This is a genomic window from Streptomyces sp. NBC_01446, assembly GCF_026340095.1.
Lineage (GTDB): Bacteria > Actinomycetota > Actinomycetes > Streptomycetales > Streptomycetaceae > Streptomyces > Streptomyces aureus.
Genome location: NZ_JAPEPO010000001.1, coordinates 2,656,553 through 2,682,520, shown reverse-complemented (window position 1 = coordinate 2,682,520; position 25,968 = coordinate 2,656,553). Strand labels below are relative to the sequence as shown.

At 69.9% G+C, this 25,968-nt stretch carries 26 protein-coding genes; 14 read left to right on the top strand and 12 right to left on the bottom strand.

The features are described from left to right. Positions 1-29: 29 nt before the first annotated feature. The gene (locus tag OG456_RS11795; protein WP_323136316.1) at positions 30-782 is read right to left on the bottom strand and encodes a PepSY domain-containing protein; all 753 of its coding nucleotides are present in this window, start codon (positions 780-782) and stop codon (positions 30-32) included. Positions 783-922: 140 nt separating this feature from the next. Here OG456_RS11795 and OG456_RS11790 point away from each other — a divergent pair, with 140 nt between their 5' ends. Beyond that, entirely contained in the window at positions 923-1,588 is a 666-nt protein-coding gene (locus OG456_RS11790) for a response regulator transcription factor (RefSeq protein WP_266559989.1), read from the top strand. Continuing rightward, positions 1,585-3,069: a HAMP domain-containing sensor histidine kinase gene (locus tag OG456_RS11785; RefSeq protein ID WP_266559987.1), complete on the top strand. Its 1,485-nt coding sequence runs from the start codon at positions 1,585-1,587 to the stop codon at positions 3,067-3,069. The genes OG456_RS11790 and OG456_RS11785 overlap by 4 nt, the downstream gene beginning before the upstream one ends. Positions 3,070-3,111: 42 nt before the next feature. On the opposite strand, the gene OG456_RS11780 is transcribed toward OG456_RS11785, so the two are convergent. The 4 genes from OG456_RS11780 to OG456_RS11765 form a co-directional block, all read right to left on the bottom strand. Next, positions 3,112-3,588 carry a MarR family winged helix-turn-helix transcriptional regulator gene (locus OG456_RS11780; RefSeq protein ID WP_266559985.1) on the bottom strand — a complete coding sequence of 159 codons (477 nt, stop codon included), beginning with the start codon at positions 3,586-3,588 and terminating at the stop codon, positions 3,112-3,114. A gap of 116 nt (positions 3,589-3,704) precedes the next feature. Continuing rightward, positions 3,705-4,478, bottom strand: a complete 774-nt coding sequence (locus OG456_RS11775; protein WP_266559983.1) for an AIM24 family protein — start codon at positions 4,476-4,478, stop codon at positions 3,705-3,707. After that, positions 4,475-5,125 carry an AIM24 family protein gene (locus OG456_RS11770; protein ID WP_266559981.1) on the bottom strand — a complete coding sequence of 217 codons (651 nt, stop codon included), beginning with the start codon at positions 5,123-5,125 and terminating at the stop codon, positions 4,475-4,477. Before OG456_RS11770 ends, OG456_RS11775 begins: the two co-directional genes overlap by 4 nt. 1 nt (position 5,126) lies before the next feature. Further along, positions 5,127-5,765: an AIM24 family protein gene (locus OG456_RS11765; protein ID WP_266559979.1), complete on the bottom strand. Its 639-nt coding sequence runs from the start codon at positions 5,763-5,765 to the stop codon at positions 5,127-5,129. Between the two features lie 162 nt (positions 5,766-5,927). Between OG456_RS11765 and OG456_RS11760 the strand changes: the two genes are divergently transcribed. From OG456_RS11760 to OG456_RS11735, 6 genes are all read left to right on the top strand, one after another. Then, positions 5,928-6,272, top strand: coding sequence for a DUF3817 domain-containing protein (locus OG456_RS11760; protein WP_266559977.1), 345 nt, complete (start codon positions 5,928-5,930; stop codon positions 6,270-6,272). Further along, entirely contained in the window at positions 6,269-6,565 is a 297-nt protein-coding gene (locus OG456_RS11755; protein ID WP_116509796.1) for an MTH1187 family thiamine-binding protein, read from the top strand. Before OG456_RS11760 ends, OG456_RS11755 begins: the two co-directional genes overlap by 4 nt. 124 nt (positions 6,566-6,689) lie before the next feature. Next, complete coding sequence (locus OG456_RS11750; protein ID WP_266559974.1) at positions 6,690-7,199, top strand: MarR family winged helix-turn-helix transcriptional regulator; 510 nt, start codon at positions 6,690-6,692, stop codon at positions 7,197-7,199. Positions 7,200-7,242: 43 nt separating this feature from the next. Continuing rightward, positions 7,243-7,581, top strand: coding sequence for a DUF3817 domain-containing protein (locus tag OG456_RS11745; RefSeq protein WP_266559972.1), 339 nt, complete (start codon positions 7,243-7,245; stop codon positions 7,579-7,581). 93 nt (positions 7,582-7,674) lie between these two features. Next, complete coding sequence (locus OG456_RS11740; protein WP_266559970.1) at positions 7,675-9,375, top strand: methylmalonyl-CoA mutase; 1,701 nt, start codon at positions 7,675-7,677, stop codon at positions 9,373-9,375. Between the two features lie 96 nt (positions 9,376-9,471). Beyond that, complete coding sequence (locus OG456_RS11735; protein WP_266559968.1) at positions 9,472-10,560, top strand: alpha/beta fold hydrolase; 1,089 nt, start codon at positions 9,472-9,474, stop codon at positions 10,558-10,560. Positions 10,561-10,653: 93 nt separating this feature from the next. On the opposite strand, the gene OG456_RS11730 is transcribed toward OG456_RS11735, so the two are convergent. After that, positions 10,654-12,234 (bottom strand): IS1182 family transposase, encoded by a 1,581-nt coding sequence (locus tag OG456_RS11730; RefSeq protein ID WP_266559966.1) that lies wholly within the window; start codon positions 12,232-12,234, stop codon positions 10,654-10,656. Positions 12,235-12,303: 69 nt separating this feature from the next. Beyond that, positions 12,304-12,930, bottom strand: a complete 627-nt coding sequence (locus OG456_RS11725) for a TetR/AcrR family transcriptional regulator (protein WP_266559964.1) — start codon at positions 12,928-12,930, stop codon at positions 12,304-12,306. Positions 12,931-13,245: 315 nt separating this feature from the next. On the opposite strand from OG456_RS11725, the gene OG456_RS11720 reads away from it, so the two are divergent. The 4 genes from OG456_RS11720 to OG456_RS11705 all read left to right on the top strand — a co-directional run bounded on the left by OG456_RS11720 (position 13,246) and on the right by OG456_RS11705 (position 17,397). Beyond that, positions 13,246-14,214, top strand: a complete 969-nt coding sequence (locus tag OG456_RS11720) for a tetratricopeptide repeat protein (RefSeq protein WP_266559962.1) — start codon at positions 13,246-13,248, stop codon at positions 14,212-14,214. A 628-nt stretch (positions 14,215-14,842) separates the two neighbouring features. Next, entirely contained in the window at positions 14,843-15,460 is a 618-nt protein-coding gene (locus OG456_RS11715; RefSeq protein WP_266559960.1) for a DUF6230 family protein, read from the top strand. 136 nt (positions 15,461-15,596) lie between these two features. After that, positions 15,597-16,154 carry a DUF6114 domain-containing protein gene (locus OG456_RS11710; RefSeq protein ID WP_266559958.1) on the top strand — a complete coding sequence of 186 codons (558 nt, stop codon included), beginning with the start codon at positions 15,597-15,599 and terminating at the stop codon, positions 16,152-16,154. Positions 16,155-16,248: 94 nt separating this feature from the next. Continuing rightward, positions 16,249-17,397: a hypothetical protein gene (locus tag OG456_RS11705; RefSeq protein WP_266559956.1), complete on the top strand. Its 1,149-nt coding sequence runs from the start codon at positions 16,249-16,251 to the stop codon at positions 17,395-17,397. Positions 17,398-17,522: 125 nt separating this feature from the next. Here OG456_RS11705 and pyk read toward each other — a convergent pair whose 3' ends face one another. The 3 genes from pyk to pta form a co-directional block, all read right to left on the bottom strand. Beyond that, complete coding sequence (pyk, locus tag OG456_RS11700; protein WP_266559954.1) at positions 17,523-18,953, bottom strand: pyruvate kinase; 1,431 nt, start codon at positions 18,951-18,953, stop codon at positions 17,523-17,525. 73 nt (positions 18,954-19,026) lie between these two features. Continuing rightward, positions 19,027-20,259 (bottom strand): acetate kinase, encoded by a 1,233-nt coding sequence (locus tag OG456_RS11695; RefSeq protein ID WP_266559952.1) that lies wholly within the window; start codon positions 20,257-20,259, stop codon positions 19,027-19,029. 23 nt (positions 20,260-20,282) lie between these two features. After that, positions 20,283-22,358, bottom strand: coding sequence for a phosphate acetyltransferase (pta, locus tag OG456_RS11690; protein WP_266559950.1), 2,076 nt, complete (start codon positions 22,356-22,358; stop codon positions 20,283-20,285). Between the two features lie 284 nt (positions 22,359-22,642). On the opposite strand from pta, the gene OG456_RS11685 reads away from it, so the two are divergent. Further along, a complete protein-coding gene (locus OG456_RS11685; protein ID WP_100595810.1) occupies positions 22,643-23,668 on the top strand; it encodes an ATP-dependent 6-phosphofructokinase in 1,026 nt (341 codons plus the stop codon). Positions 23,669-23,690: 22 nt separating this feature from the next. Here the strand turns inward: OG456_RS11685 and OG456_RS11680 are convergent, their stop codons facing one another. After that, the gene (locus OG456_RS11680) at positions 23,691-24,380 is read right to left on the bottom strand and encodes a helix-turn-helix transcriptional regulator (RefSeq protein ID WP_266559946.1); all 690 of its coding nucleotides are present in this window, start codon (positions 24,378-24,380) and stop codon (positions 23,691-23,693) included. A gap of 135 nt (positions 24,381-24,515) precedes the next feature. On the opposite strand from OG456_RS11680, the gene OG456_RS11675 reads away from it, so the two are divergent. Next, positions 24,516-25,142, top strand: coding sequence for a GntR family transcriptional regulator (locus OG456_RS11675; protein ID WP_266559944.1), 627 nt, complete (start codon positions 24,516-24,518; stop codon positions 25,140-25,142). A gap of 27 nt (positions 25,143-25,169) precedes the next feature. Here the strand turns inward: OG456_RS11675 and OG456_RS11670 are convergent, their stop codons facing one another. Continuing rightward, positions 25,170-25,961 carry a carbon-nitrogen hydrolase family protein gene (locus tag OG456_RS11670; RefSeq protein WP_266559942.1) on the bottom strand — a complete coding sequence of 264 codons (792 nt, stop codon included), beginning with the start codon at positions 25,959-25,961 and terminating at the stop codon, positions 25,170-25,172. Between the last annotated feature and the right edge of the window lie 7 nt (positions 25,962-25,968).

Below are 25,968 nucleotides of genomic sequence, written 5' to 3'. Positions count from 1 at the left end.
GCGCCGAGCTGGGCCCGTCGGCGTCGACGTCAGTCGTCGTCGCCGTGGTGGCCGTGGTCGTCGTCGGCGTCGTGACCGCGGCCGTGGTCGCCGTGGTCGTCACCGGCGTCGTGGGTGGTGGCGGTGTCGTCACGGCCGTGGTCGTCGCCCGCGTCGTGTGTGGCGCGTGCGGTGTCGTCGCCGTCGTCGTGGGACGAGCGGTCCGGGGTCACCGCGCCGGTCCGGAGGTCGACGCGCCAGTCGGCGTCGGTGCCGTTCGCCGCCGTGGTCTCGGCCTCCCAGGCGTGGGCCGTGCCGTCGTCGTCGAGGTCGATCTCGGTGACCGTCCCCTTCGCGGCTGCGGCCTGTGCCGCGTCCTGCGCCGACGTCTGCGCGCCCTTCAGGGTCGCGGTGACGCGGGCCGTGTCGTTGTGGCGCGAGGTGTGCGAGCCGGTGACCTTGCCCGTGGCGGGGTCGACGAGGACGTCGTGCCACGTCGTGCCGTTCAGGACCTCGACCTCCCAGACCACATGGTCGTTCTCGTCGTCGAGCTCGGCGGAGACCGCCGTGCCGGGCACCGACTTGAGGGCGGCGGCGATGGCGTCCGAGGCCGTCACCTTCGCGGTCTTCAGCTCGGTGACGTGCTCGGCGCGGTCGTCGTCGTGCCCCGTGCCCCGTGACGCGGTCGACGTGCCCGCCGACGTGGTGTCGTCGTCGCCGCCCGAGACCGCGACGGCGGTCGCGGTGCCGCCGCCGATCAGGGCCACGGCGGCGATGGTGGCGATCACGATGTTGCGCTTCATGAGGGATCCTCCCCGAGACGATTCCCGGCCCACCGGACATCCGGTGCGCTTCGACGAGGACCACAGTGGCCGACCGATGCTGAAGCCCCGCTGAAGGAACCTGAAGACTTCTTCAGGTTCCGTTTGCGACCCTGGCCCCCATGCGCCTGCTCATCGTGGAAGACGAAAAGCGTCTCGCCCTGTCCCTCGCCCGGGGCCTGACAGCGGAGGGGTTCGCCGTCGACGTCGTCCACGACGGCCTCGAAGGTCTCCACCGGGCGGCAGAGGGCGCGTACGACCTGGTCGTCCTCGACATCATGCTGCCGGGCATGAACGGCTACCGCGTCTGCGCCGCCCTGCGCGCCGCCGGCCACGACGTGCCGATCCTCATGCTCACCGCCAAGGACGGCGAGTACGACGAGGCGGAAGGGCTCGACACGGGCGCCGACGACTACCTCACCAAGCCGTTCTCGTACGTCGTCCTCGTCGCGCGTGTGAAGGCGCTCCTGCGGCGGCGCGGCACCGGCGTCGGCTCGTCCGTCCGCACGCTCGGCCCGCTGCGGGTCGACACCGGCGCGCGCCGAGTCCTGCACGGCGAGACCGAAGTGCCCCTCACCACAAAGGAGTTCGCGGTCCTTGAGCAACTGGTGGTGCGGGCCGGCGAGGTCGTCTCGAAGGCGGAGATCCTGGAGCACGTCTGGGACTTCGCGTACGAGGGCGACCCGAACATCGTCGAGGTGTACGTCAGCACCCTGCGCAAGAAGCTGGGCGCGGAGCTGATCAGGACGGTGCGCGGCGCGGGCTACCGCCTGGAGGCGCCGCGATGAGGCGGTGGCTGTTCGGTTCCGTACGGGCCAGAGCCACGCTCGGCGCGACCCTCGTCGTCGCCGTGGCGCTCCTCGCCGCCGGCGCGTCCGTGCTGCTCGCGCTGCGGTCCAACCTCACCGATCAGGCGTCGAGCGAGGCGGAGTCGTCCGTCCGCAAGGTCGCCGTGTCGATCGCGACGGGCACCGCGCCCGCCGCCCTCGAACTCCCGGACGGGGATGACACCCCGGTGCAGGTCGTGGACGGTGACGGCAGGCTTCTGGCCGCCAGTGAGGACCTGGAGCGGATCAGCGGGACCGGCTCGTCCGCCGTCAAGCCGGTGACCCCGCCGGTCGACGACGGCGGTGGCGATGACGCCGGAGGAGACGACGACGGCGGCTCCGACCGCCATGGGGGCAAGGGCAAGGGCAACGGCGGGGACGACGACTCGTACGCGTACGGGGAGATCGCCGACGACGCCGACGGCGGCATGGGCTCGGCCACCGTCGACGGGGAGACCCGGGACTACCGGTTCGCCGCGCTGGAGGTGAAGAACACCCGGCAGGGCGACCTCACCGTGTACGCGGGCGCCTCGATGTCCGCCGAGCAGAGCGCCGTCGGCACCGCGCTGACCGTCATGCTGATCGGCTTCCCGGTGCTGCTCGGCGTCGTCGGCGCGGTCACCTGGCTGGTGACCCGCAGGGCGCTGCGCCCCGTCGAGGGCATCCGGAGCGAGATGTCGGCGATCACGGCGTCGCAGGACCTGGCGCGCCGGGTGCCGGAGCCGGCCACGCACGACGAGGTGGCGCGCCTCGCGCGCACCACGAACGCGACGCTGGCCGCGCTGGAGACGTCCGTGGAGCGCCAGCGCCGGTTCGTCGCCGACGCCTCGCACGAGCTGCGCAGCCCCATCGCGTCGCTGCGCACCCAGCTCGAAGTGGGCGCCGCCCACCCCGAACTGCTCGACGTGGACGGGGCGGTGGCCGACACGGTGCGGCTCCAGGAGCTCGCCGCGGGGCTTCTGCTGCTCGCCCGGCTCGACGCGGGGGAGCGGCCGGGGGAGGCGCGGGTCGATCTGGCCGCGCTGGCCGGCGAGGAGCTGTCGCAGCGTCCGGCGGGCCGCGTCGCGGTCCGGACGCACCTCGAACCCGTCGAAGTGGCGGGCTCGCGCAGCCAGTTGGCGCGGGTGGTCGGGAATCTGCTGGACAACGCGCAGCGTCACGCCCGGTCCCGCGTGGACATCGCCGTGCGGGCCGAGGGGCCGTGGGCGGTCGTCGAGGTCGGTGACGACGGGGCGGGGGTGCCGGAGGCGGAGCGGGAGCGGATCTTCGAGAGGTTCGTGCGCCTGGACGACGCGCGGGCCCGGGACGACGGCGGGGCGGGTCTGGGACTCGCCATCGCCAGGGACGTCGCCGTGCGGCACGGCGGCGCCCTGACGGTCCGCTCGTCGCCCGCGGCCGGAGCGCTCTTCGAACTCAGGCTGCCGGTGGTGCCGGTGGCCTGAGGCCGGCGGACGGGGAAGGTCGGCGTTCCCCGTTCGCAATGGTCACGGTTTGCCGCGCTGCGAACGCAGGTGTTCGGCGATCGGGGTCAGAGCCTTGTGGAGGGCGTCGAGCTCCTCCGGGGAGATCAGGTCGACGAAGTGCCGCCGCACGGACGCCACGTGGTGCGGGGCGACCTTCCTCATGGTCTCCATGCCGTCCTCGGTCAGGACGGTGTAGAGGCCGCGGCGGTCGGACTCGCAGTTCTCACGGCGGACAAGTCCGGCGTTCTCCATGCGGGTGATCTGATGGGAGAGCCGGCTCTTGGACTGCAAAGTGGCGGTCGCGAGATCGCTCATGCGCATCCGGTGGTCGTCCGTCTCGGAGAGATGCACGAGGATGTCGTAGTCGTTCATCGTCAGGCCGAACGGCTGGAGGTCCCTCTCGAGCTGATACGTCAGCATCCTGTTGACCTCTACGTGCGTGCGCCAGGCGCACTGTTCCTCGTCGGTCAGCCAGCGTGTGGCCGTCTCGGTCTCCATATATTGATTCTACCTAAGAAGTTGAAATGCGAACGAAAGTGGGGGGTGTGACGCCTCCCACCCCTTCGTGGCACAAAGGGGTCACGCGTTCGACGTCACACTCCGCAGATTACCGCTCACAGTCCGAAGCGACGCTGGAGGTCGCCGAGCTGTCCGGGAAGACGCGGTGCCCCCGGCTGCTGTCCGGGCACCCCCTGGCCACCTGGCACCCCCGCCTGCTGCGGCACGGCGCCCGTCGCCTGTTCAGCCATCAACATCTCCGTGGACTGCAGCAATACCGTCCCGGCGCCCACGAACTCGAACTGGTGCTCCTCCCCGGAGACGCCTCCGATGCCCGTCATCGCACGTAGACCGCCGATCACGCCCGTCAGATAGGAGTGGTCGTAGTGATGGCAAGGTGACGGGCAGTCAGCCCAGCCGACCAGCGCCTGTGGATCTACGCGGATCGGCGGCTCCATGAAGACCACCGGGCCGTTCGAGGCCGCCACGAATTTGCCCGTGCCAATGAGTGTCAGAAAGCCGGGAACGATCGACTGCTTCAGCGCGAGAGTTGGCTGAAAAGCGAGCAGGTTGCCCGAGCGGATGGTCAGGTTCCCGTTCTCCAGGTCGTACGAGTTCACGTCGAAGGCCCGGTCGGCGAGCAGCATCTTGCCCGAGCCCTCCGCCACGACCCAGTCGCTCGCGTGCAGCGGGGAGTGGAAGGACGTCCGCACGAGGCGGTCGAGGCGGCCGTGCCCGATCCCGTTGAAGTCGATGCGCCCGTAGTAGGCGATCATCTTGCCCTTCTGCAGGAACCAGCTGCTGCCCTTGAGCTCCACGCAGAACGTGTACGCGTTCACATTGTCGTCGGCCGGCAGCGTGGCCGGGTCGAAGATCACCGGGGTGCTCACAGCTTCTCCTCCGAGGCCTGGACGTACACCGCGCCGCTGCCGCTGAGCTCCAGCTGGAACGCCTCGCCGGAGCCGCGCCCCACCATGTCGCGCCAGCCGAGGGCCGTCGACAGCTTGTTCCTCACGTCGCCGTGGTGCGCGACGTACGCCTGCGGGTCGACATGGACAGGGCGGCCCGGCGTGATCGGCAGCTCGATGACGCCGCCGTGCGCCATGACGGCGACCGCGCCGTGTCCCTTGAGGGTCGTGGTGAACAGGCCCTGCCCGGTGACCTGGCCGCGCACCATCCCCATGACGCCGCCCTGCGAGCCCATGAACATCGTGCCCTGCTGAAGGCTCCCGTCGAAGGCGAGCAGCCGGTCCGCCTCCACGTAGAGGGTGTCTCCGGAGAGGGCTATCACCTGGACGTGATGGCCGCCGTGCCCGAACAGGACGGTGCCGCTGCCGTCCACGGTCATCAGCGGCGTCGCCTCGTTCGCCACGCGGCGCCCGATCATGGACATCACGCCGCCCTGGCCGCCCTGGATGCTGGGCGTGAAGGTCACGTCGCCTTTGTAGGCGAGCATCGCGCCGCGCTGGCTGTAGATCCGCTGCCCGGGGACGACCGTCGCCTCGACCATCTTCGAGTTGATCTCACGGAAGGGCATCTCACACGTCTCCCGCGATCGTGTTGCGCTCACTGGGCTGTACGTAGACCAGGCCGTCGCCCTCGAAGCGGATCTGGAAGGCCTCGCCGCCGCCCTCGCCCATGAACGTGCGGAACGTGACGCCCGACTGGAAGGACTGCCGCACCTTCCCCTGATGTGCGATGTACGCGCCCGGGTCGACGGTCAGGGGGTGTTCCCGGCTGACGCGGAGCGCGACCGCGGGGCCCTCACTCATGATCGCCGCCTGGCCGTGGCCCTCGACGGTCGTCGTGAACAGGCCGTTGCCCTGGGAGGCGCCGCGCACGCCGGTGAAGGACGTGCCGGTGCGCAGGCCCGCGTCCGTGGAGAGCAGATTGCTCGACTCGACGAAGAGCTTGTCGCCCCGCAGGTTCACGACGCTGATCTCGCTCGCCCGGTCCGCGAACCAGCACGTGCCCTGCCCCTTCACCTCCATCACCGTCATCTCCTCGCCGGTGAGGCGGCGGGTCACCATGCCGCGGATGCCCTCGCCGCCGCCCGTCATCTTCTTGAACGCCATCCGGCCGTCGTACGCGACCATCGAGCCGTTCTTCGCCTTGACGCTGTCGCCCGTCATGTCGACGGCGAGCACTCTGCTGCCTTGAAGCCGGAACGTAGCCACGATGTGACGGTAATGGGCGAGATGCCCCCGGGACAGGGGTCCCGGCCCTGAACGAACCCTGAGCGAACCCCGGGACATCCCCGATGCCACAATGGGCAGCGCTTGTGCTTACGTTCACAAGATCGAACGCCCGCCCCTCACCGCTTCTGCCGAAGGTGCCCCGTGGACATCAAGACCGCCTCCGCACTCCGCCGACTCCGCCTGGTCTCCGCTCCTGAGGCCGTCTCCTTCCTGCTGCTCCTCGTCTGCTCGGTGCTGAAGCGGACCACGGAGTTCGACGCCGTCCCGGTCATGGGCATGGTGCACGGCGTCCTGTTCATCCTCTACGTGCTCTTCTGGCTCGACGCGTGGAACCGTACGAAGTGGGGCGTCAAGACCGGTGCCCTCTACTTCGTCCTCTCGGTCCTGCCGACCGGCGGCTTCTTCGCCGAGCGCAAGCTGAAGCGTGAGGCGGAGGCCGCGGTCATCGCGTCCCGCGCCCGCCAGGAGAAGGTCGTGAACGCATGATCGTCGCCTTCTCGGTCTCCCCTCTCGGCGTCGGCGAGGACGTCGGCGAGTACGTGGCCGACGCCGTCCGGGTCGTGCGCGAGTCCGGGCTCCCGAACCGCACCGACGCGATGTTCACCTCCATCGAGGGTGAGTGGGACGAGGTGATGGACGTCGTGAAGCGTGCCGTCGCCGCCGTCGAGGCGCGGGCCCCGCGGGTGTCCCTCGTGCTCAAGGCGGACATCCGCCCCGGTGTGACGGACGGCATGACGTCGAAGGTCGCGACGGTCGAGCGGCACCTCGCCGCTGAGTGACGTCCCGGAACCTGTGCTCCGTGCGAAGCCCCGGCCCGGGTGGGCCGGGGCTTTCGCGCAGGGCTCCGGACCGAAGGGCGAGACGGGGCTGACCAGCATATGACCGGCCGGTAAGGTCTTGGGCGTGCCGAAGCCGCTCAGCCTTGCCTTCGATCCCATCGCCCGTGCAGACGAACTCTGGAAGCAGCGCTGGGGATCCGTGCCGTCCATGGGCGCGATCACCTCGATCATGCGCGCGCACCAGATCCTCCTCGCCGAGGTCGACGCGGTCGTGAAGCCGTACGGACTGACCTTCGCGCGCTACGAGGCGCTGGTGCTGCTCACCTTCTCCAAGGCGGGCGAGCTGCCGATGTCGAAGATCGGCGAGCGGCTCATGGTGCACCCGACCTCGGTCACGAACACGGTCGACCGCCTGGTGCGCTCCGGGCTCGTCGACAAGCGGCCCAACCCGAACGACGGGCGCGGAACGCTCGCCTCCATCACCCCCAAGGGCCGCGAGGTCTGCGACGCCGCCACCCGCGACCTGATGGCGATGGACTTCGGGCTCGGGGTGTACGACGCCGAGGAGTGCGGCGAGATCTTCGCGATGCTGCGGCCGCTGCGGGTCGCCGCCCACGACTTCGACGAGGCCTGACCCGCGCGAAGATCGCGCAAAACGGGCCGTTACGCTCGTATCCATGAAACGAAGCGTGCTGACCCGGTACCGGGTGATGGCCTTTGTCACGGGCGTCCTGTTGGTCCTGCTGTGCCTCGGCATGATCGCCAAGTACGTGCTCGGCATCGACGGCGCGGCGGATGTCACGCGCGTCGTCGCCATCGCGCACGGCTGGCTGTACGTGATCTACCTGGTCTTCGCCTTCGACCTGGGCTCCAAGGCGAAGTGGCCGGTCGGCAAGCAGCTGTGGGTGCTGATCGCCGGCACGATCCCGACCGCCGCGTTCTTCGTGGAACGGAAGATCTCCCGCGAGCTGGACTCCAAGGTCGCCGACGACGCCCCCGCCGTCGCCAAGGCCTGACGGACCGCGCCACTCCACCGCCCGCACGATGTGCGGGCGGTTTGCCATCGACATTTACTAGGACGTCCAAGTAAATTTGAAGGTATGGGAACCATGGACGCTGACGCCATCGAAGAGGGCCGCCGTCGCTGGCAGGCCCGGTACGACTCCGCCCGCAAGCGGGACGCCGACTTCTCGACGCTCTCCGGGGACCCGGTCGAACCGGCCTACGGGCCACGTCCCGGGGACACCTACGAGGGCTTCGAGCGGATCGGATGGCCCGGCGAGTACCCGTTCACGCGCGGCCTGTACCCGACCGGGTACCGGGGCCGTACGTGGACGATCCGCCAGTTCGCCGGGTTCGGGAACGCCGAGCAGACGAACGAGCGGTACAAGATGATCCTCGCCGCCGGCGGGGGAGGCCTGAGCGTCGCGTTCGACATGCCGACGCTCATGGGGCGCGACTCCGACGACGCGCGCTCGCTCGGCGAGGTCGGGCACTGCGGCGTCGCCATCGACTCCGCCGCCGACATGGAGGTCCTGTTCAAGGACATCCCGCTCGGGGACGTCACGACGTCCATGACGATCTCGGGCCCGGCCGTGCCCGTCTTCTGCATGTACCTCGTGGCCGCGGAGCGTCAGGGCGTCGACCCGGCCGTCCTCAACGGCACGCTCCAGACCGACATCTTCAAGGAGTACATCGCGCAGAAGGAGTGGCTCTTCCAGCCCGAGCCGCATCTGCGCCTGATCGGCGACCTCATGGAGCACTGCGCGGCGGGCATCCCCGCGTACAAGCCGCTCTCGGTCTCCGGGTACCACATCCGCGAGGCCGGCTCCACGGCCGCGCAGGAGCTGGCGTACACGCTCGCCGACGGCTTCGGCTATGTGGAGCTCGGCCTGTCGCGCGGGCTCGACGTGGACGTCTTCGCGCCCGGCCTCTCCTTCTTCTTCGACGCGCACCTCGACTTCTTCGAGGAGATCGCCAAGTTCCGCGCCGCCCGCCGCATCTGGGCCCGCTGGATGCGGGACGTGTACGGGGCGAAGACCGACAAGGCGCAGTGGCTGCGCTTCCACACGCAGACCGCCGGGGTCTCCCTGACCGCGCAGCAGCCGTACAACAACGTCGTGCGGACCGCCGTCGAGGCGCTCGCGGCCGTGCTCGGCGGCACCAACTCGCTGCACACGAACGCCCTCGACGAGACCCTGGCGCTCCCCTCCGAGCAGGCCGCCGAGATCGCGCTGCGCACGCAGCAGGTCCTCATGGAGGAGACCGGCGTCGCCAACGTCGCGGACCCGCTGGGCGGTTCGTGGTTCGTGGAGCAGCTCACGGACCGGATCGAGGCCGACGCCGAGAAGATCTTCGAGCAGATCAAGGAGCGCGGCCTGCGCGCCCACCCGGACGGGCAGCACCCGATCGGGCCGATGACCTCGGGCATCCTGCGCGGCATCGAGGACGGCTGGTTCACCGGCGAGATCGCCGAGTCCGCGTTCCAGTACCAGAAGGCGCTGGAGAAGGGCGACAAGCGGGTCGTCGGCGTCAACGCGCACCACGGGTCCGTCACCGGCGACCTGGAGATCCTGCGGGTCAGCCACGAGGTCGAGCGCGAGCAGGTGCGCGAGCTCGGCACGCGCAAGGCGGCCAGGGACGACGCCCGCGTGCGCTCCGCCCTCGACGAGATGCTGAAGGCCGCGCGCAACGGCGGCAACATGATCCCGCCCATGCTCGACGCCGTACGCGCCGAGGCCACCCTGGGCGAGATCTGCGGGGTGCTGCGCGACGAGTGGGGCGTGTACACCGAACCCGCCGGATTCTGACGGGAGTTCGCGCCGGGGGACACAGTGACAGGTGTCACCCGGCGCGGGCCGGGGTAGGCGCGGGCACGTCGATCGTCGCCTGCCCCTGGAGTTCTCGTGCGCCTGTCCGGACTCAACCGCACCACCACCACCGTCGGATGCGCCGCCCTCGCCCTGCTCGGCGGGATGGTCCTCGGCGGATCCGGGGCGGTGAGCGCGAGCCCGCCGGCCGAGCCGAAGGTGCAGAACACCTTCGACCCGCTCGGCCCCGACGTACGCGCCGCGAAACTGCCCTCCGGACGTACGGCCCACTACACCGACTCGGGCCCGCGCGACGGCGTTCCGGTCCTCTACATAGGCGGCACCGGGACCAGCGCGCGGGCCGTCCACATGACCGACTTCTTCCGCACCACCCGCGCGGACCTGGGCCTGCGGCTGATCTCCGTCGAGCGCAACGGGTTCGGCGACACCGCGTACGATCCCGCCCTCGGCAAGGCCGACTTCGCGCGGGACGCCCTCGACGTGCTCGACCGCCTCGGCGTCGAGAAGTTCAGGATCGTCGCGATCTCCGGAGGCGGTCCCTACGCCGCCGAACTCGCCGCCCGCGCGCCCGGCCGGGTCTCCGCCCTGCACCTGGCCGCCGCCCTGCCTCCGTACGGCGAGAAGCCCGCGTACTGCGCGATGTCCGACGACGCGCTGGCCGCTGCGCTGAAGGACTCCATCACCGACCCGCGCAAGTGGTGGGCGTTCCCCGACGACAGCCCCGTCAAGTCCATCCCGGGCTTCGCGGACACGGCGTACGAGGACGGCGCCCGCACCTACAACCAGCGTGGCCAGCAGGCCGATCCGGCGCCGCAGGTCCACGAGCAGAGGCTGTACTGCGAGCGGCCGGGCCCCGACCTGTCGAAGCTGACGGCCCCCGTCTATCTGTACGGAGGCGACAAGGACACCACGGTCCCGCCGGCCACCCTCGCGACCTGGCGGCAGCAGTTCCCCGCGGACCGCGTCACGGTCCGCACCTACGCGGACTCCGCGCACGACGTGCAGTACCGCCACTGGGACCAGATCCTCGTGGACCTCGCCGGACACGGGGACCGCACGGTCGTGTGCCGGGGCTCGCACACCCGCGTCCTGCCGGCGGACGAGGCGGCCCGCCTGGTCGCCAAGAAGCGTGCCACGCTGGGCAGTTGCGCCTGGAACAGCTGACGGAGCCCGGCCTGATCCAAACGACACGCCCTAGAAGACTCATGAAGATCTTGCTGAGGGGTTGTCCGGCCGCAGGCCGGGCGGCCCCTCCGGCTATGTATTGACCGGGGTGAGGTGCCAGGTTCCGTTGGTTCGGGTGAGTCCGAGGTTGATCAGTCGGCGGAGGTTGAGGGCGGCTGCTCGGGTGTGGAGCCAGGCGTTGTTCTTGATGGTGCCGCGGTAGCGGAGTTTGCGGTTGTTGTGGTGGACGAGCCAGGCGACGGCGCGTTCGACTGGTGGTCTCCAGCGCCGGTAGTCAGCCTGCCAGTCGGGATCGGTGGCGGTCTGGTGGCGAGCGGCGGCGAGCAGGTCGTGGTGCGGACGGATGGTCAGGATCCGCCCGGCCTTGGCCTTGGTGCACCGCTCACGAAGGGGGCATCCGGCGCACACGTCCTTGAACGAGGCTTTGCGCTGGTGGTGCTGCCCGGCGGGAGCGGATAAAGGGACGGTGTGTCCGGCGGGGCAGGTCACGGTGGCGGCGCCGGTGTCGATGATGAAGTCGTCGAGGGTGAAGCCGCCAGGGACGGCGGGCCGCAGTGGTGCGGGTTTGAGGAACAGCCGGTGACCGGCAGTTTCGAGGCTGTGGCGGGCGTCGCCGGTGGAGTAGGCGGTGTCACCGAAGGCGTCAACGGGCTCGTCCTCGTCGGTGAGCAGGTCGATTCCGACCATCGCCTCGTGGTGCTCGGGACCGGCTCCGGGCCGCAGGGCGACGGCGGTGTATAACCCGGTCTCGGGCTCCATGGCGAGGTGGGCCTTGAAGCCATCCTGTTGGTGGGTGCGGGTCTTGTGCACGTGCCGGGCTTCGGGGTCGACAGTGGAGACCATCCGGTTTGGTGCGGTGCCCTGGGTGATGCGCCAGCGCCCGTCGCGGCCGTCGGAGTCCTCGGCGGGCTCCACGTCCTGACCTGCGACCAGGGCCAGGATGCCGACCGCGTTCGCGGCCTTCTCGTCGAGCTGCTGCTCGGGCAGATGGCCCAGCAGCCGCAGTGCGTCACCGACCAGGGCGTCGACCAGGTCGGCACGGGCCTGCTCGTCGTTCCAGGCGATCCTCGGCTTGCCCGGGTCGTTGTAGTCGTGCGCGGTGCACTGCACGGCTGCCACCTCGCCGGCCCCGGGGACTTCCCGGATCACCGCCCGGATGGCGGCGATGATCTGGGTGACGGTGTCCTGGGTGGCCACCGCGTCGTCCAGCACAGTGGAATCCAGCGCCCGGCGGTGCTTGCCCTTGAGGACACCGGTGGCCTTCACGACCTCACGCACAGCCTCGAATACCCGGTTCGGCCGGGCGGAACGGGCCAGCCGGCGGCGGAAGTAGGCCAGCAACGACGGATCGAACGCCATGTCATGAAGGCCCAGTCCACAGGCGGCCTTCCACCGCAGGTCGCACCGCAGCTCCTGGACCGTCTCGAAGTCCGAAAGCCCGTGCAGGGCCTGTAGCGTGATCGAAGCGGCCAGGATCTGCGGCGGCATGCTCGGCCGCCCGTTCGCCGACGGGTACATGTCCGCAAACATCTCCGCTTCGAACAGCGCGCTGCGATGCTCGGCCAGGAACGCGAACACACTCCCTGCCGGGATCAAATCCCGGCAGGTCTCCCATACATCCGGCCCGATCGTCTCCCCGGCCCATTCCCCCATCACCACAACAAACAGTCTGGCCCCGCCGCTCACGCGGCGGGGCCAGAACCCAAGATCTTCATGAGTCTTCTAGGCCTGTACGGAGGCGAGTCCGCCCAGGAGCAGCGTGGTGAACCGGTCGACCCACTCCTCGTCCACCGGCTCCGCGCTCACCAGCGTGCGGTGCACCACGGCTCCCGCGACCACGTCGAAGATGAGGTCGGCGGTGCGGGCGGCGGCGGCCGGGTCGGCTTCGAGGGGGAGTTCGCCCCGTGCGTGGGCGCGGGCGCGGCCCTCCAGGACCAGGCGCTTCTGCCGGTCCACGATCGAGGTGCGGATGCGCTCGCGCAGCGGTTCGTCGCGCGTCGACTCGGCGACCACCGCCATCAGCGCCGTCTTGGTCTCCGGGCGGTTCAGGAGCGCCGCGAACTGGAGGACCACACCTCCGATGTCGGCGGCGAGGCTGCCGTTGTCCGGGAGTTCGAGCTCGTCGAAGAGGACCGCGACCGCGTCCACGACGAGCTCGTTCTTGCCTGCCCAGCGCCGGTAGAGCGTCGTCTTGGCGACGCCCGCGCGGGTCGCCACGTCGCCCATCGTGAGTTTGGACCAGCCGAGGTCCACCAGCGCCGCGCGGGTCGCCTCGAGGATCGCCGCGTCGGCGGCGGCGCTTCGGGGGCGGCCCGTTCTCGGGAGGGGCGAGGGGGTGCGGCTCTGCATGAAAATGACCATACCGGCCGGTAGGGATAGCGCCGTGAGGCAGACCACAGCGAAGATCACCGGGACCCCCTCCCCACGCGGCCCGCGCGAGAGTTACGCTACGAGTCGTAGCGAAAGCTCAGTGAGCCTTGCGACAACCACGAGGCATCGGGTGGGGACCCGGCGCCGAACAGGCCCTTCGGGCCGCAGAACGGCCCCTCTTGGGGCCGCAGACCAGGTCCGCGACCACATCCTTGACGGCGCCCGCAGTCCGGCGGCAGGCCGCGACGGGTGGTCCCGGCCCACAACGCACCGCGGAAGGGGGAGGATGTACTCATGCAGCCACGGAACATGTCCATGAGCGGAGTCGTCGACCTCGCCGCGGTGAAGGCGGCCCAGGAGGCCAAGGCGAAGGCGGAGCAGGCGCGTGCCGAGTCCGCGCGGCAGGGCGGCGGCGGGGCCGTCTCCCCGTCGAGCCTCGTCATCGACGTCGACGAGACCGGTTTCGAGCGCGATGTCCTCCAGCGTTCGGCCGAGGTGCCCGTCGTCATCGACTTCTGGGCGGAATGGTGCGAGCCGTGCAAGCAGCTGAGCCCGCTGCTCGAAGCCCTCGCGGCCGAGTACAACGGCCGGTTCGTGCTCGCCAAGATCGACGTCGACGCCAACCAGATGCTGATGCAGCAGTTCGGGGTCCAGGGGATCCCGGCGGTCTTCGCGGTGGTGGCCGGACAGGCCCTGCCGCTCTTCCAGGGGGCCGCGCCGGCCGAGCAGATCCGCGGGACGCTCGACCAGTTGATCCAGGTCGCCGAGGAGCGCTTCGGCCTGACCGGCATCACGGTCGACCCCGATGCGGAGGGATCAGCACCGGTCGTGGAGGCTCCGGCCGGACCGCACGACGCTCTGCTGGAAGCGGCCGTGCAGGCTCTTGACGCCGGCGACCTCGCCGGCGCCGTCCAGGCGTACAAGAACGTGCTGAACGACGACCCCGGCAACACCGAGGCCAAGCTGGGCCTGGGGCAGGCCGAGTTGCTCCTGTGCGTGCAGGACCTGGATCCCCAGAAGGTCCGTCAGGACGCCGCGGACCGGCCCTCCGACGTGGCGGCGCAGATCGCCGCCGCCGACCTCGACCTGGTCGGAGGCCATGTCGAGGACGCGTTCGGCCGACTTGTCGACACGGTGAAGGTCACGGCGGGCGAGGACCGGGACGCCGCGCGCGTGCGGCTGCTCGAACTCTTCGAGGTCGTCGGCTCCGACGATCCGCGTGTGGTGACGGGCCGTACAGCTCTGGCCCGGGTTCTCTTCTGAGCCGTTTCTGACCAGTTCCTAAACGCCGGGCGATGTGGTGCCCAGGTGAAAGTTCTGTTCCCGCCGGTACACAGCGGTCGTGCTTTACCAAAACTTGGTAAAGGCGGCCGCTGTTACTTGGAGTAAGTCAGGGGCCATCTTCTGTCCGGTTACGCCCCTGCTTCCTCTGTTTTGGCAACTCGCTTGACACCACCCTGCGTTGTCGGGGGATGCCACCCGGTCGCCGTTCGGTTATCCGTCCGTTACTAGCGAGTAACGAACCCCCTTGTGCCCGCGCCGAGAATGCACCACGATCGGCGACGCTCGGTCCTCATCCCGCAGTCCGACAGCCAATCGGGTCGCGGGGTTTCAGGGTCCCCACCGAGCAGGCCGGTAGCAGTGCCGCCGGCCTTGGGCAGGGGGGTCTCTGCTGACCGGCAGGGCCTGTCCAGCAGGTTGCGCGTGACTGTCAGGTGCGACCAGTGGTTGTCGCTCGGGGGTGATCGCCGGTGATTCGGGTGCCATTGCACGCCCCCGATGCGGGCGCTCTCCTTCCCGAGGACGTAGCACTTCTCCCATCCCTGCCCGGCTGAGCACCCCAAGAGGTGCTGTCAGGGCCGGAGATGTACGTCCGAGAAGGAGGAAAGTCATGGAGTCCGTGGCTCGTGGCGGAACCAGATGGAAGCGGTTCGCCGTAGTCATGGTGCCGAGCGTCGCGGCGACTGCCGCGATAGGCGTCGCCCTCTCGCAGGGTGCGCTTGCGGCATCGTTCAGTGTTTCGGGCCAGTCGTTCAAGGTGACGGCCGACTCGCTCGACGGTACGGGATTCGTCCAGTACGGGGCGCTCGACAGCGGTAAGTCGGGTGCGCACCCGGTTGCCGTCGTCGGCCTCAACGAGGCGAAGATCACCAACCTGTGCCAGTCGGTCGTCGTGCCGGTGCCGGTCTTCGGTGAAGTGTCGATGAAGCTCAGCGCGGGCGGTGCGGGCGGCCCCCGCGTCGAGGCGAAGAAGCTCTACATCGACGCCGACGACCTGTCGACCAACGCCACGTTCAAGAACATCGACATCGGCGTCGGTATCGACTCGACCACCAAGGGTCCGGGTCCGTCCAAGGGCGACAAGTACGTCCCGGACTCGTTCTCGCAGCAGGCCGACTCGGTGCACTTCGAAGATGTCAAGCAGCGCGCGTGGGCGACCACGGCCGGCACCTTCAAGCTCTCCGGCCTGCACATGCAGGTGCAGAAGGGCGCACACGAGTGCTACTAGGCCCCAGGGTCTAGCTCACTCACAGCGCTGAACGGCCGGGCGCGGGGGCGAGCGGGAAGCTCCGGGACGTCCCCGTGCCCGTATCCGACACGCACCATCACCACAGAACAACGCCATTCCCGAGGAGCTGTACGACATGAGCGCCGAAGCGCAAGCAGGGCTGGGCGACAGGCTCGGCCAGACGCGCCGATCGTTCCGAGGGTGGCGCGGTCAGCGCCCATTCTGGGGTGGTCTGCTGACGCTGCTGGGCGGCATTCCGATCATGTACTTCCCGTACGCGAACCTCACGCTCGGCTCGATGACCATCCGGATGTCGACTACGGCCGGCGCCGGTTCGCTGATCATCGGCGTCCTGCTTGTGGTGCTCGGCCTGACGCTCTGGTTCCAGCCGATGTCCCGCATCTTCGCGGGCGTCGCGGCGATCCTGCTCGCCTTGGTCTCCTTGGTGGTCTCCAACTTCGGTGGCTTCGTCATCGGCTTCCTGCTGGCGCTGCTCGGTGGCGCTCTCGGCATCTCCTGGGGGCCCGCACGGGCCGCGAAGGAGGAGGCGAGCGGCGGGAAGGCCACGGACGACGCGGATGCCCTGAAGGGCGAGACTGCAGCCTTCGACGCCTTCGGCGGTGCGTCGGACGATCTGTCAGGAACGAGCCCGAACGGTAACGACGGGACGAACGGGAGGCACCGTGCCGGCTGACGAGGTGCGCCACGAGAACTCTGCGGCAGAGTTCCGTGAGAGAACCGGGCCGCGGCATGCAGCCCCCAGAAAGCCGCTGTTCACCAGGCTGCACATGCCCGCGGGCAAGGCGATAGCCATTGCGGCGATGCCCACGGCCGTGCTCATGGGCATGGGGCTGACCCCCACGCTCGCGCAGGCCAAGGACAACCCCACCAAGTTCTCGGCGGACGACTACAAGGCGTGTGCCGACGCGATCGAGGCGTCCAAGGACGGCAAGGACGCGGCCGACGACAAGGGGGACGAGTCCGCCTCGCCCACCCCGTCGCCCTCGGCGTCCGCGAGCAAGGACACGTCGGACGACAAGGCGGACTCGGGCGACAAGGCCGAGCCCACCCCGTCGCCCTCCGCGTCCAAGTCCACGGACACGCCCTCGGACGACAGCACGGCCGGCAGCAAGACGGCCACGCCGACCCCGACGCCCTCCGAGACCAAGAACCCGCTCGACCCGCTGGGTGTCGGCGACGCGCTCAAGGACCTGCTGACGCCGGATCAGAAGGAGTCGGCGACCCCGACGCCGACCCCCTCGGCGTCCAAGTCCACGGATGTGGGCGGCACCGTCAAGGACACCGTCGACGAGGTCACCAAGCCCGTCAAGGACACGACGGACAAGGTCGGGGACACGGTCAAGGACACCGTGGACAAGGCCGGAAAGGCCGTCGACGACACCGCGGACAAGGCCACCAAGGTGGTCCCCACGCCGTCGGCGAGCGAGACCGGTGTGCCGGACAACTGCCCGGCCGCGACGGATGCCGAGGGCGGCAACGAGCAGACCCCTGCTCAGGTCCCGAACGACTCGTGGCGCCTGGAGGCCAGTTCGCTGACCCTCAAGGGCGCGGACTACCAGGGCGTCGTGGACGTGCGCACGCCCAACGGCACGATCAAGAAGGTCCTGAAGTACGTCATCTCGAACGGCACCGACATCGGCGACCTGCACCAGACGGTCGTCGGCCCGGGCGGCAAGACGTACCACGTCCAGGCCGGCAAGGGCACCACGTCCACCATCCGTGGTGGGAAGACCACCATGTACACGGAGTCGATCTCGGGCAACCTCCTGGGGCTGATCCCGATCACGTTCGACGCGGAGCACCCGCCGCCGCTGAACATTCCGCTGATCTACTTCACGAACGTGAAGGTCAAGCAGGCCGGCCAGTTCGGCGGCGACCTGCACGTGCCGGGTCTCCACCAGTACCTCACCGACTGAGCCGGCTGAGCCTGCCGACCCGCGCACTCACGGACCCGTCCGGGAGCCGCACACCACTGAGGGCGCCACCTGAACCAGGTGGCGCCCTCAGTGTGTCGTACGGGGCTGATGAGCCTGAGGAGGCGTCAGTCGCGCTCTCCGCCGCCCAGGTGGTGCACCCGGACCATGTTGGTGGTGCCGGGGACGCCGGGGGGCGAACCGGCCGTGATGATCACGGTGTCGCCGTCGTTGAAGCGGTTCAGCTTCACCATCTCGGCGTCGACCAGGTCGACCATCGCGTCGGTGTTGTCGACGTAGGGCACGATGTGCGACTCGACGCCCCAGCTCAGCGTCAGCTGGTTGCGGGTGCCCTCGTCCGTGGTGAAGGCCAGGATCGGCTGGGCCGCGCGGTAGCGGGACAGGCGGCGGGCCGTGTCGCCGGACTGGGTGAAGGCCACGAGGCCCTTGGCGCCCAGGAAGTCGGCGATCTCGCAGGCCGCGCGGGCGACCGAACCGCCCTGCGTGCGCGGCTTCTTGCCGGGCACGAGCGGCTGGAGACCCTTGGACAGGAGCTCGCCCTCGGCCGCGACGACGATCTTCGACATCGTCTTCACGGTCTCGATCGGATAGGCGCCCACGGAGGACTCGGCGGACAGCATGACCGCGTCCGCGCCGTCCAGGATCGCGTTGGCGACGTCGGACGCCTCGGCGCGCGTGGGGCGGGAGTTGGTGATCATCGACTCCATCATCTGGGTCGCGACGATCACCGGCTTGGCGTTGCGGCGGCACATCTCCACGAGGCGCTTCTGCACCAGCGGGACCTTCTCGAGCGGGTACTCGACGGCGAGGTCGCCGCGGGCCACCATCACGGCGTCGAACGCCGCGACGACGCCCTCCATGTTGTCGACGGCCTGCGGCTTCTCCACCTTGGCGATGACGGGGACCCGGCGGCCCTCCTCGTCCATCACCTTGTGGACGTCCTGGACGTCGTCGGCGTTGCGCACGAAGGACAGGGCGACCATGTCGCAGCCCATCCGCAGGGCGAAGCGCAGGTCGTCGACGTCCTTCTCGGACAGCGCGGGCACGTTCACCGCCGCGCCGGGCAGGTTGATGCCCTTGTGGTCGGAGATGACACCGCCCTCGACGACGATCGACTTCACGCGCGGCCCGTCGACCTCGACGACGCGCAGCTCGACGTTGCCGTCGTTGATGAGGATCTGGTCGCCCTTGGAGACATCGCCGGGCAGACCCTTGTAGGTCGTGCCGCAGATCGACTTGTCGCCCGGCACATCGTCGGTGGTGATGGTGAACTCGTCACCGCGCACCAGCTCGACGGGGCCTTCGGCGAAGGTCTCGAGACGGATCTTGGGGCCCTGGAGGTCCGCGAGGACGCCGACGGCGCGGCCGGTGCTCTCCGCGGCGGCCCGGACACGGTCGTACCGCCCCTGGTGCTCGGCGTGCGTGCCATGGCTGAAGTTGAAGCGGGCCACATTCATGCCGGCTTCGATCAGCGCAACGAGCTGCTCTTCGGAGTCGACGGCGGGGCCCAGCGTGCAGACGATTTTGGAACGGCGCATGGGGCGATCCTATCGGTTTGTTTCGCTACGGAATATTCCGTCTGGTGGAATCTACAAATGGGCGGTGGTGCGCTCAGTCGTTGCGCGACGCGGAGTCGTGCAGGAGGGCGTAGGTCTGCCGCGCGATCTCCAGTTCCTCGTCGGTCGGGACGACGGCGACCGCCACCCGCGCGTACTCCGGCGAGATCAGCCGCGGTTCGTCCGAACGTACGGAATTGAGCTCGCCGTCGACCGCGAGGCCCAGCTCCTCCAGCCCCGCGACGGCAGCTTCGCGCACCGGCGCCGCGTTCTCGCCGACCCCCGCCGTGAACACCACCGCATCCACCCGGCCGAGCACCGCGTAGTAGGCGCCGATGTACTTCTTCAGGCGGTGGATGTAGATGTCGAAGGCGAGCCGCGCCTCCTCGTCGTCCTCGTCGATACGACGGCGGATCTCCCGCATGTCGTTGTCGCCGCAGAGACCGACAAGACCGCTCTTCTGGTTGAGCAGTACGTCGATCTCGTCGGCGGACATGTTGCCCACCCGCATCAAATGGAAGATGACGGCCGGGTCCACATCGCCCGAACGTGTCCCCATCACCAGGCCCTCCAAGGGCGTCAGGCCCATGGACGTGTCCACGCACCGGCCGCCGCGCACCGCCGACGCCGAGGCGCCGTTGCCCAGGTGCAGCACGATGACGTTGACCTCCTCGGGGGCCTTGCCGAGGAGCTCGGCCGCCTTGCGGGACACGTACGCGTGCGACGTGCCGTGGAAGCCGTAGCGGCGGATGCGGTGCTCGTCGGCGGTCTTCACGTCGATCGCATAGCGCGCCGCCGGCTCCGGCATCGTCGTGTGGAACGCCGTGTCGAAGACGGCGACCTGCGGCAGGTCCGGGCGCAGGGACATCGCGGTGCGGACGCCCGTGAGGTTGGCCGGGTTGTGCAGCGGCGCGACCGGGATCAGCCGCTCGATCTCCGCGAGCACCGCGTCGTCGATGACGGTGGGCTCGGTGAAGAACATGCCGCCGTGCACCACCCGGTGGCCGATCGCGGCGAGCTCGGGGGAGTCCAGGCCCATCCCGTCGCGGGCCAGCTCCCCCGCGACCGCCTTCAGGGCCGTGTCGTGGTCGGCGATCGGGCCGTTCACCTCGCGCGCCTCGCCGCCGCCCGCGGTCAGCGGCGTGTGCTTGAGGCGGGACGTCTCCTCGCCGATGCGCTCGACCAGGCCCACGGCGAGCCGGACGCCGCTCTCCATGTCGAGCAGCTGGTACTTCAGCGACGAGGAACCGGAGTTGAGGACGAGAACTCGGCTGGGCGTGGCGGTCACAGGTGCTTACCTCTTCGTAGGGGTCAGGAGGCCGGCGTCTGGGCCTGGATCGCCGTGATGGCGACCGTGTTGACGATGTCCTGCACGAGCGCGCCGCGCGAGAGGTCGTTGACCGGCTTGCGCAGACCCTGCAGGACCGGACCGACGGCGATGGCGCGGGCCGAGCGTTGCACGGCCTTGTATGTGTTGTTGCCGGTGTTCAGGTCGGGGAAGATCAGCACGCTGGCCTGGCCCGCGACCTCCGAGCCCGGAAGCTTGGTCGCCGCCACCGACGGCTCGACCGCCGCGTCGTACTGGATGGGGCCCTCGATCTTCAGGTCGGAGCGCCGCTCGCGCACCAGCTCCGTGGCCTTGCGTACCTTGTCGACGTCCGCGCCCGAGCCCGACGTGCCCGTCGAGTACGACAGCATCGCGATCCGCGGGTCCACGCCGAACTGCTCGGCGGTGGCGGCCGCCTGGACGGCGATGTCGGCGAGCTGCTGCGCGTCCGGGTCCGGGTTCACCGCGCAGTCCCCGTACACGAGGACCTTGTCGGCGAGGCACATGAAGAAGACGGACGACACGATGGCGGCGTCCGGCTTCGTCTTGATGATCTCGAAGGCGGGGCGGATCGTCGCGGCCGTCGAGTGCACGGAACCCGACACCATGCCGTCCGCGAGACCGCCCTGCACCATCAGCGTCCCGAAGTAGTTCACGTCCGCCACCACGTCGTACGCGAGCTCGACCGTGACGCCCTTGTGGGCGCGCAGCTGCGCGTACTGGGCGGCGAACCGGTCCCGCAGCCCGGACGTGACCGGGTCGATGAGCTGCGAGTCCACCAGGTCGACGCCCAGGTCGGCGGCCTTCTTGCGGATCTGCTCCACCGGGCCGAGCAGCGTCAGGTCGCACACCCCGCGGCGCAGCAGGACGTCCGCCGCGCGCAGGACGCGCTCCTCGGTCCCCTCGGGCAGCACGACGCGACGCTTGTCGGCGCGGGCCCGCTCCAGGAGCTTGTGCTCGAACATCATCGGGGTCACGCGGTCGCTGCTCGGCGCCGAGACGCGCTCCAGCAGGCCGGTCGTGTCGACCCACCGTTCGAAGAGGCCGAGCGCCGTCTCCGCCTTGCGGGGCGTCGCCGCGTTCAACTTGCCTTCCATGGCGAAGAGTTCACCTGCGGTGGGGAAGGAACCGCCCTTCACCGCCACCACCGGCGTGCCGGGCGCGAGGCGGTCGGAGAGCGTCAGGATCTCCTCGCCGGGCCGCTCGTCGAGGGTCAGCAGGACGCCCGCTATCGGCGGGGTGCCGGCGCTGTGCGCGGCGAGCGAACCCACCACGAGGTCCGCGCGGTCCCCGGGTGTCACGACCAGACAGCCCGGCGTCAGCGCCTTGATGAACGCCGGCAGCATGGCGCCGCCGAACACGAAGTCCAGCGCGTCGCGCGCGAGGCCCGCGTCGTCGCCGAGCAGCACCTCGCCGCCGAGCGCCTGCGCGATCTGGGAGACCGTCGGCGCGGACAGGGCGGGCTCGTCCGGCAGTACGTAGGTGGGGACCGGGAGATGGGCCGTCAGGCTCTCGCGTATCTCCTCGCGGTCCTGCGCCGCCACCCGGTTCACGACCATCGCGAGCACGTCGCAGCCGAGGACCTCGTACGCGCGGTACGCGTTGCGGGTCTCGGCGTGCACGGACTCCGGGGTCTGCTTGCGGCCGCCGACCACGGGGATGACGGACGCTCCGAACTCGTTGGCGAGGCGGGCGTTGACGGCCAGCTCGTCGGGGAGCTGCGTGTCGGCGAAGTCCGTGCCGAGGACGAGGACGACCTCGTAGTCGCGGGCGACCTGGTGGAAGCGTTCCACGAGGCGTGAGACCAGTTCGTCGGTGCCCTGTTCGGCCTGCACGGCGGACGCCTCGTGGTAGTCGAGGCCGTAGACCGTCGCCGGGTCCTGGGAGAGGCGGTAGCGCGCCCGCAGCAGATCGAAGAGCCGGTCGGGACCGTCGTGGACGAGCGGGCGGAAGACTCCCACCCGGTCGACCTGCCGGGTCAGGAGCTCCATGACTCCCAGTTCCACGACCTGCCGGCCGTCACCCCGGTCGATGCCGGTCACGTACACGCTGCGCGTCACGCGTGCTCTCCCTTTCGCTGGACGGGCCGCAGAGAAGGGGCCTCTGCCGCAGAGATTCGGCCGCTGAACCGGCCTCTGATGAAAGTCGTAGCCGTGCCCTCTTGACAATACCTCCGGGGGTGGCTAAGTCGCCCGCCGGACAAAGGCCCTGGTCCGGGGGCCGAAAGAGCCCCGGAACACCCGCCTCACGGGCCCCGCGCCCGGCGGTGTCCCGCATCGCCCCCACGGCCGTGAAAGAATCGGAACGGCTCACAAGTCTCAACAGCGAGCAGGAGACACGCACGATGCGTATCGGAGTTCTCACCGCCGGCGGTGACTGTCCTGGCCTGAACGCAGTGATCCGGTCGGTCGTGCACCGCGCCGTCACGCACCACGGCGACGAGGTGATCGGCTTCGAGGACGGATACGCGGGACTGCTCGACGGGCGCTACCGCACCCTCGACCTGAACGCCGTGAGCGGCATCCTCGCCCGTGGCGGCACCATCCTCGGCTCCTCCCGGCTCGAGCGCGACCGTTTCCGCGCCGCCTGCGAGAACGCCAAGGAACTCGCCACCGAGATCGGCTTCGACGTCCTCATCCCCATCGGCGGCGAGGGCACGCTGACCGCGGCCCGGATGCTCGCCGACGCGGGCCTGCCCGTGGTCGGCGTCCCGAAGACCATCGACAACGACATCTCCGCAACGGACCGCACCTTCGGCTTCGACACCGCCGTCGGCGTCGCCACGGAGGCCATGGACCGGCTGAAGACCACCGCCGAGTCCCACCAGCGCGTCATGGTCGTCGAGGTGATGGGCCGGCACGCGGGCTGGATCGCCCTGGAGTCCGGCATGGCGGGCGGCGCGCACGGCATCTGCCTGCCCGAGCGCCCCTTCGACCCGGCCGACCTGGTCAAGATGGTCGAGGAACGCTTCGCGCGCGGCAAGAAGTTCGCCGTCATCTGCGTGGCCGAGGGCGCGCACCCCGCCGAGGGAACGATGGACTACCAGACCGGCGCGATCGACCGCTTCGGCCACGAGCGCTTCCAGGGCATCGGCACGGCTCTCGCGTTCGAGCTGGAGCGCCGCCTCGGCAAGGAGGCGAAGCCGGTCATTCTCGGCCACGTCCAGCGCGGCGGCACCCCGACCGCGTACGACCGGGTCCTGGCCACGCGCTTCGGCTGGCACGCCGTCGAGGCCGCGCACCGGGGCGTCTCCGGCCGCATGACGGCGCTGCGCGGCACGGAGATCGAGATGGTCCCCCTCGCCGAGGCCGTCGCCGAACTGAAGACGGTACCGAAGGACCGCATGGACGAGGCGGAATCGGTCTTCTAGAGCTCCACGGTCCGGCTACCGCCTACGACGTGTGCATCCTCGACCAGAACTCGTCGAGGATCCCTTCGAGGAACTCCCGCCCGGCCTCGCCCGACTCGCGCCCCGGCCCGCCGCCCCAGCTGAGCGTCGCGGCCATCAGTGCCTGGTACTCGAGCTGCATCTCCTGGAGCGCTGCCTCCAGTTGTCCCTTGTGCACGGGGACGAGCTTGGTGATCGGGCGCGTGTACGCCTGCCAGCGCGTGGTCACCGCGCTGCGCAGGAAGTCCGCCAGCTGCTCGTTGCGGCCCGTGACGGTCGCGAAGTCCGGCGGCGCGAGGCCGAGCACCTCGGCGAGGGTGGCCGACTGGCGCTCGTTGCCGCGCCACTCGCCGGTCTCCTCCATCCGCAGATACGAATGGATCTCCACCCCCACCGTGCGCGCCACGTCCTCCGGCGCGATCCCGCGGGCCATCCGGTGCTCGCGCAGCGTCCGCGCCGCGCCTATGAGATCACCCGGCGAGCACCACAGGGCACCCGCGAGCGCGGTGAGCTCCGCCGATGTCGGCGAGGTGAGCCCACGCTCCCAGGCCATGATCGTGTCGGGCGTGACGTGATGCTGGCCGTACGAGGCGCGCATGCCGTAGGCGACATGCCCGGGCGCCATCCCGAGGGCCTCACGGAGGCGTCGGGCGGCCGGAGCGTTGAACGGCGGGGCGGAGTCGCTTGGGTGCACGGGCACACGGTAGGTGTGGGAATTGCCGGTGGCTACGGTCTGTTCGCACCGGGTTACTTGTCGTAGGAACCTACGGAGACGGGACTCCCGGTAACCAGATCCGTATACTCCTTGTATGCAACTCTGGGGGCGGTCGTGACGTCGGGACGGGACAAGGCATACGCGTTTCTCAAGGAGAACGTGCTCGCGGACCCGGACAGACAAGGAGAGTTCCTCTCCGAGCAGGAGCTCGCCGACCGGATCGGCGTCTCCCGCACCCCGATCCGCGAAGCGCTCCTGCTGCTCGCCGCCGAGGACCTCGTACGGCTGGTCCCCAAGCGCGGGGCGCAGGTCGTGCCGCTGTCGGGGCGGGAGATCACCGAGCTGATGGAGCTGCGCGGCATTGTCGAGCGGTACTCCGCGGAGCGGGTCATCGCCGGGGGCAGGGCCCCCGTGCCCGAGCTGACCGCCCTGCTCGACCGCCAGCGCGCGCTCAGCGGGGCCGAGCACGCCAAGGAGTTCATCGCGGTGGATCACCTCTTTCACGCGACGATCGTGGCGGCGGCGGGCAACGCCCTGCTCGACCGCCACTACGACGGGCTCCGCAGCCGCCAGATCCGGGCCGGGGTGGTGGCGCTGTTCAATCAGCACGGCCGGCAGGAGTCCGTGCTCCATGAGCACGAGGCGATCCTCGACGCGATCGCCTCCGGGGACCGGCAGGCCGCGTGCACCGCGATCGACAGCCACCTGGAGTCGACGCTCAAGGTGCTGCTCGCGGGATAGCCGGCCTGCCGTACGTCCGGCTTGTCGTCAAAGGCGGCGGTTGGCCAGTACCGGAATGGAGCGGCGGACGGAGGCGACCTCGTCGAGGTCCAGGTCCGCGATGAGCAGCCCCGGTCCCTCGTCGAGGTGCTTGCGCACGGTTCCGTCCGGGCCGACGACGGCGCTGTGGCCGATGCCGGTGGGGGCGTTCGACGCGGCGGGGACGCCGGAGGCCGCCGGGTCCGCCTGGTCCACGGCGGCGAGCCAGAGCGTGGCGTCGAGCGCGCGGGCGCGGATCAGCAGTTCCCACTGCTCCCGCTTGCCCGGGCCCGCGCCCCACGAGGCGGGGAGTACGGACACGACCGCGCCCGCGTCGGCGTGGGCCCTGAACAGCTCGGGGAAGCGGATGTCGTAGCAGGTCGCGAGGCCGATGCGGGTGCCGTCGACGTCGAAGGTGACGACCTCGGACCCGGGTGCCACCGTGTCGGACTCGGCGAAGCCGAAGGCGTCGTAGAGGTGGATCTTGTCGTACGCCGCCTCGACGCCGGGGCCGGTGGCGAGCAGGGTGTTCGCCACCTTTCCGTCCGGGGCGGGCGTGAACATACCCGCGACGACGACGAGTTCGGCCTCCTTGGCGATCTGGCGCACCGCCGTGGCCCAGGGGCCGTCGAGCGGTTCGGCCAGCGGCGCCAGCGGGGTCCCGAAGCAGGCCATCGCGGCCTCCGGGAAGACGACGACGCGGGCGCCCGCGTCCGCCGCGAGCCGGGCCTGCTCGCGCAGGAGCGTGAGGTTCCCCTCGGGGCGGGGGCCGGTGGTGATCTGGCTCAGCGCGATACGCATGAGACGT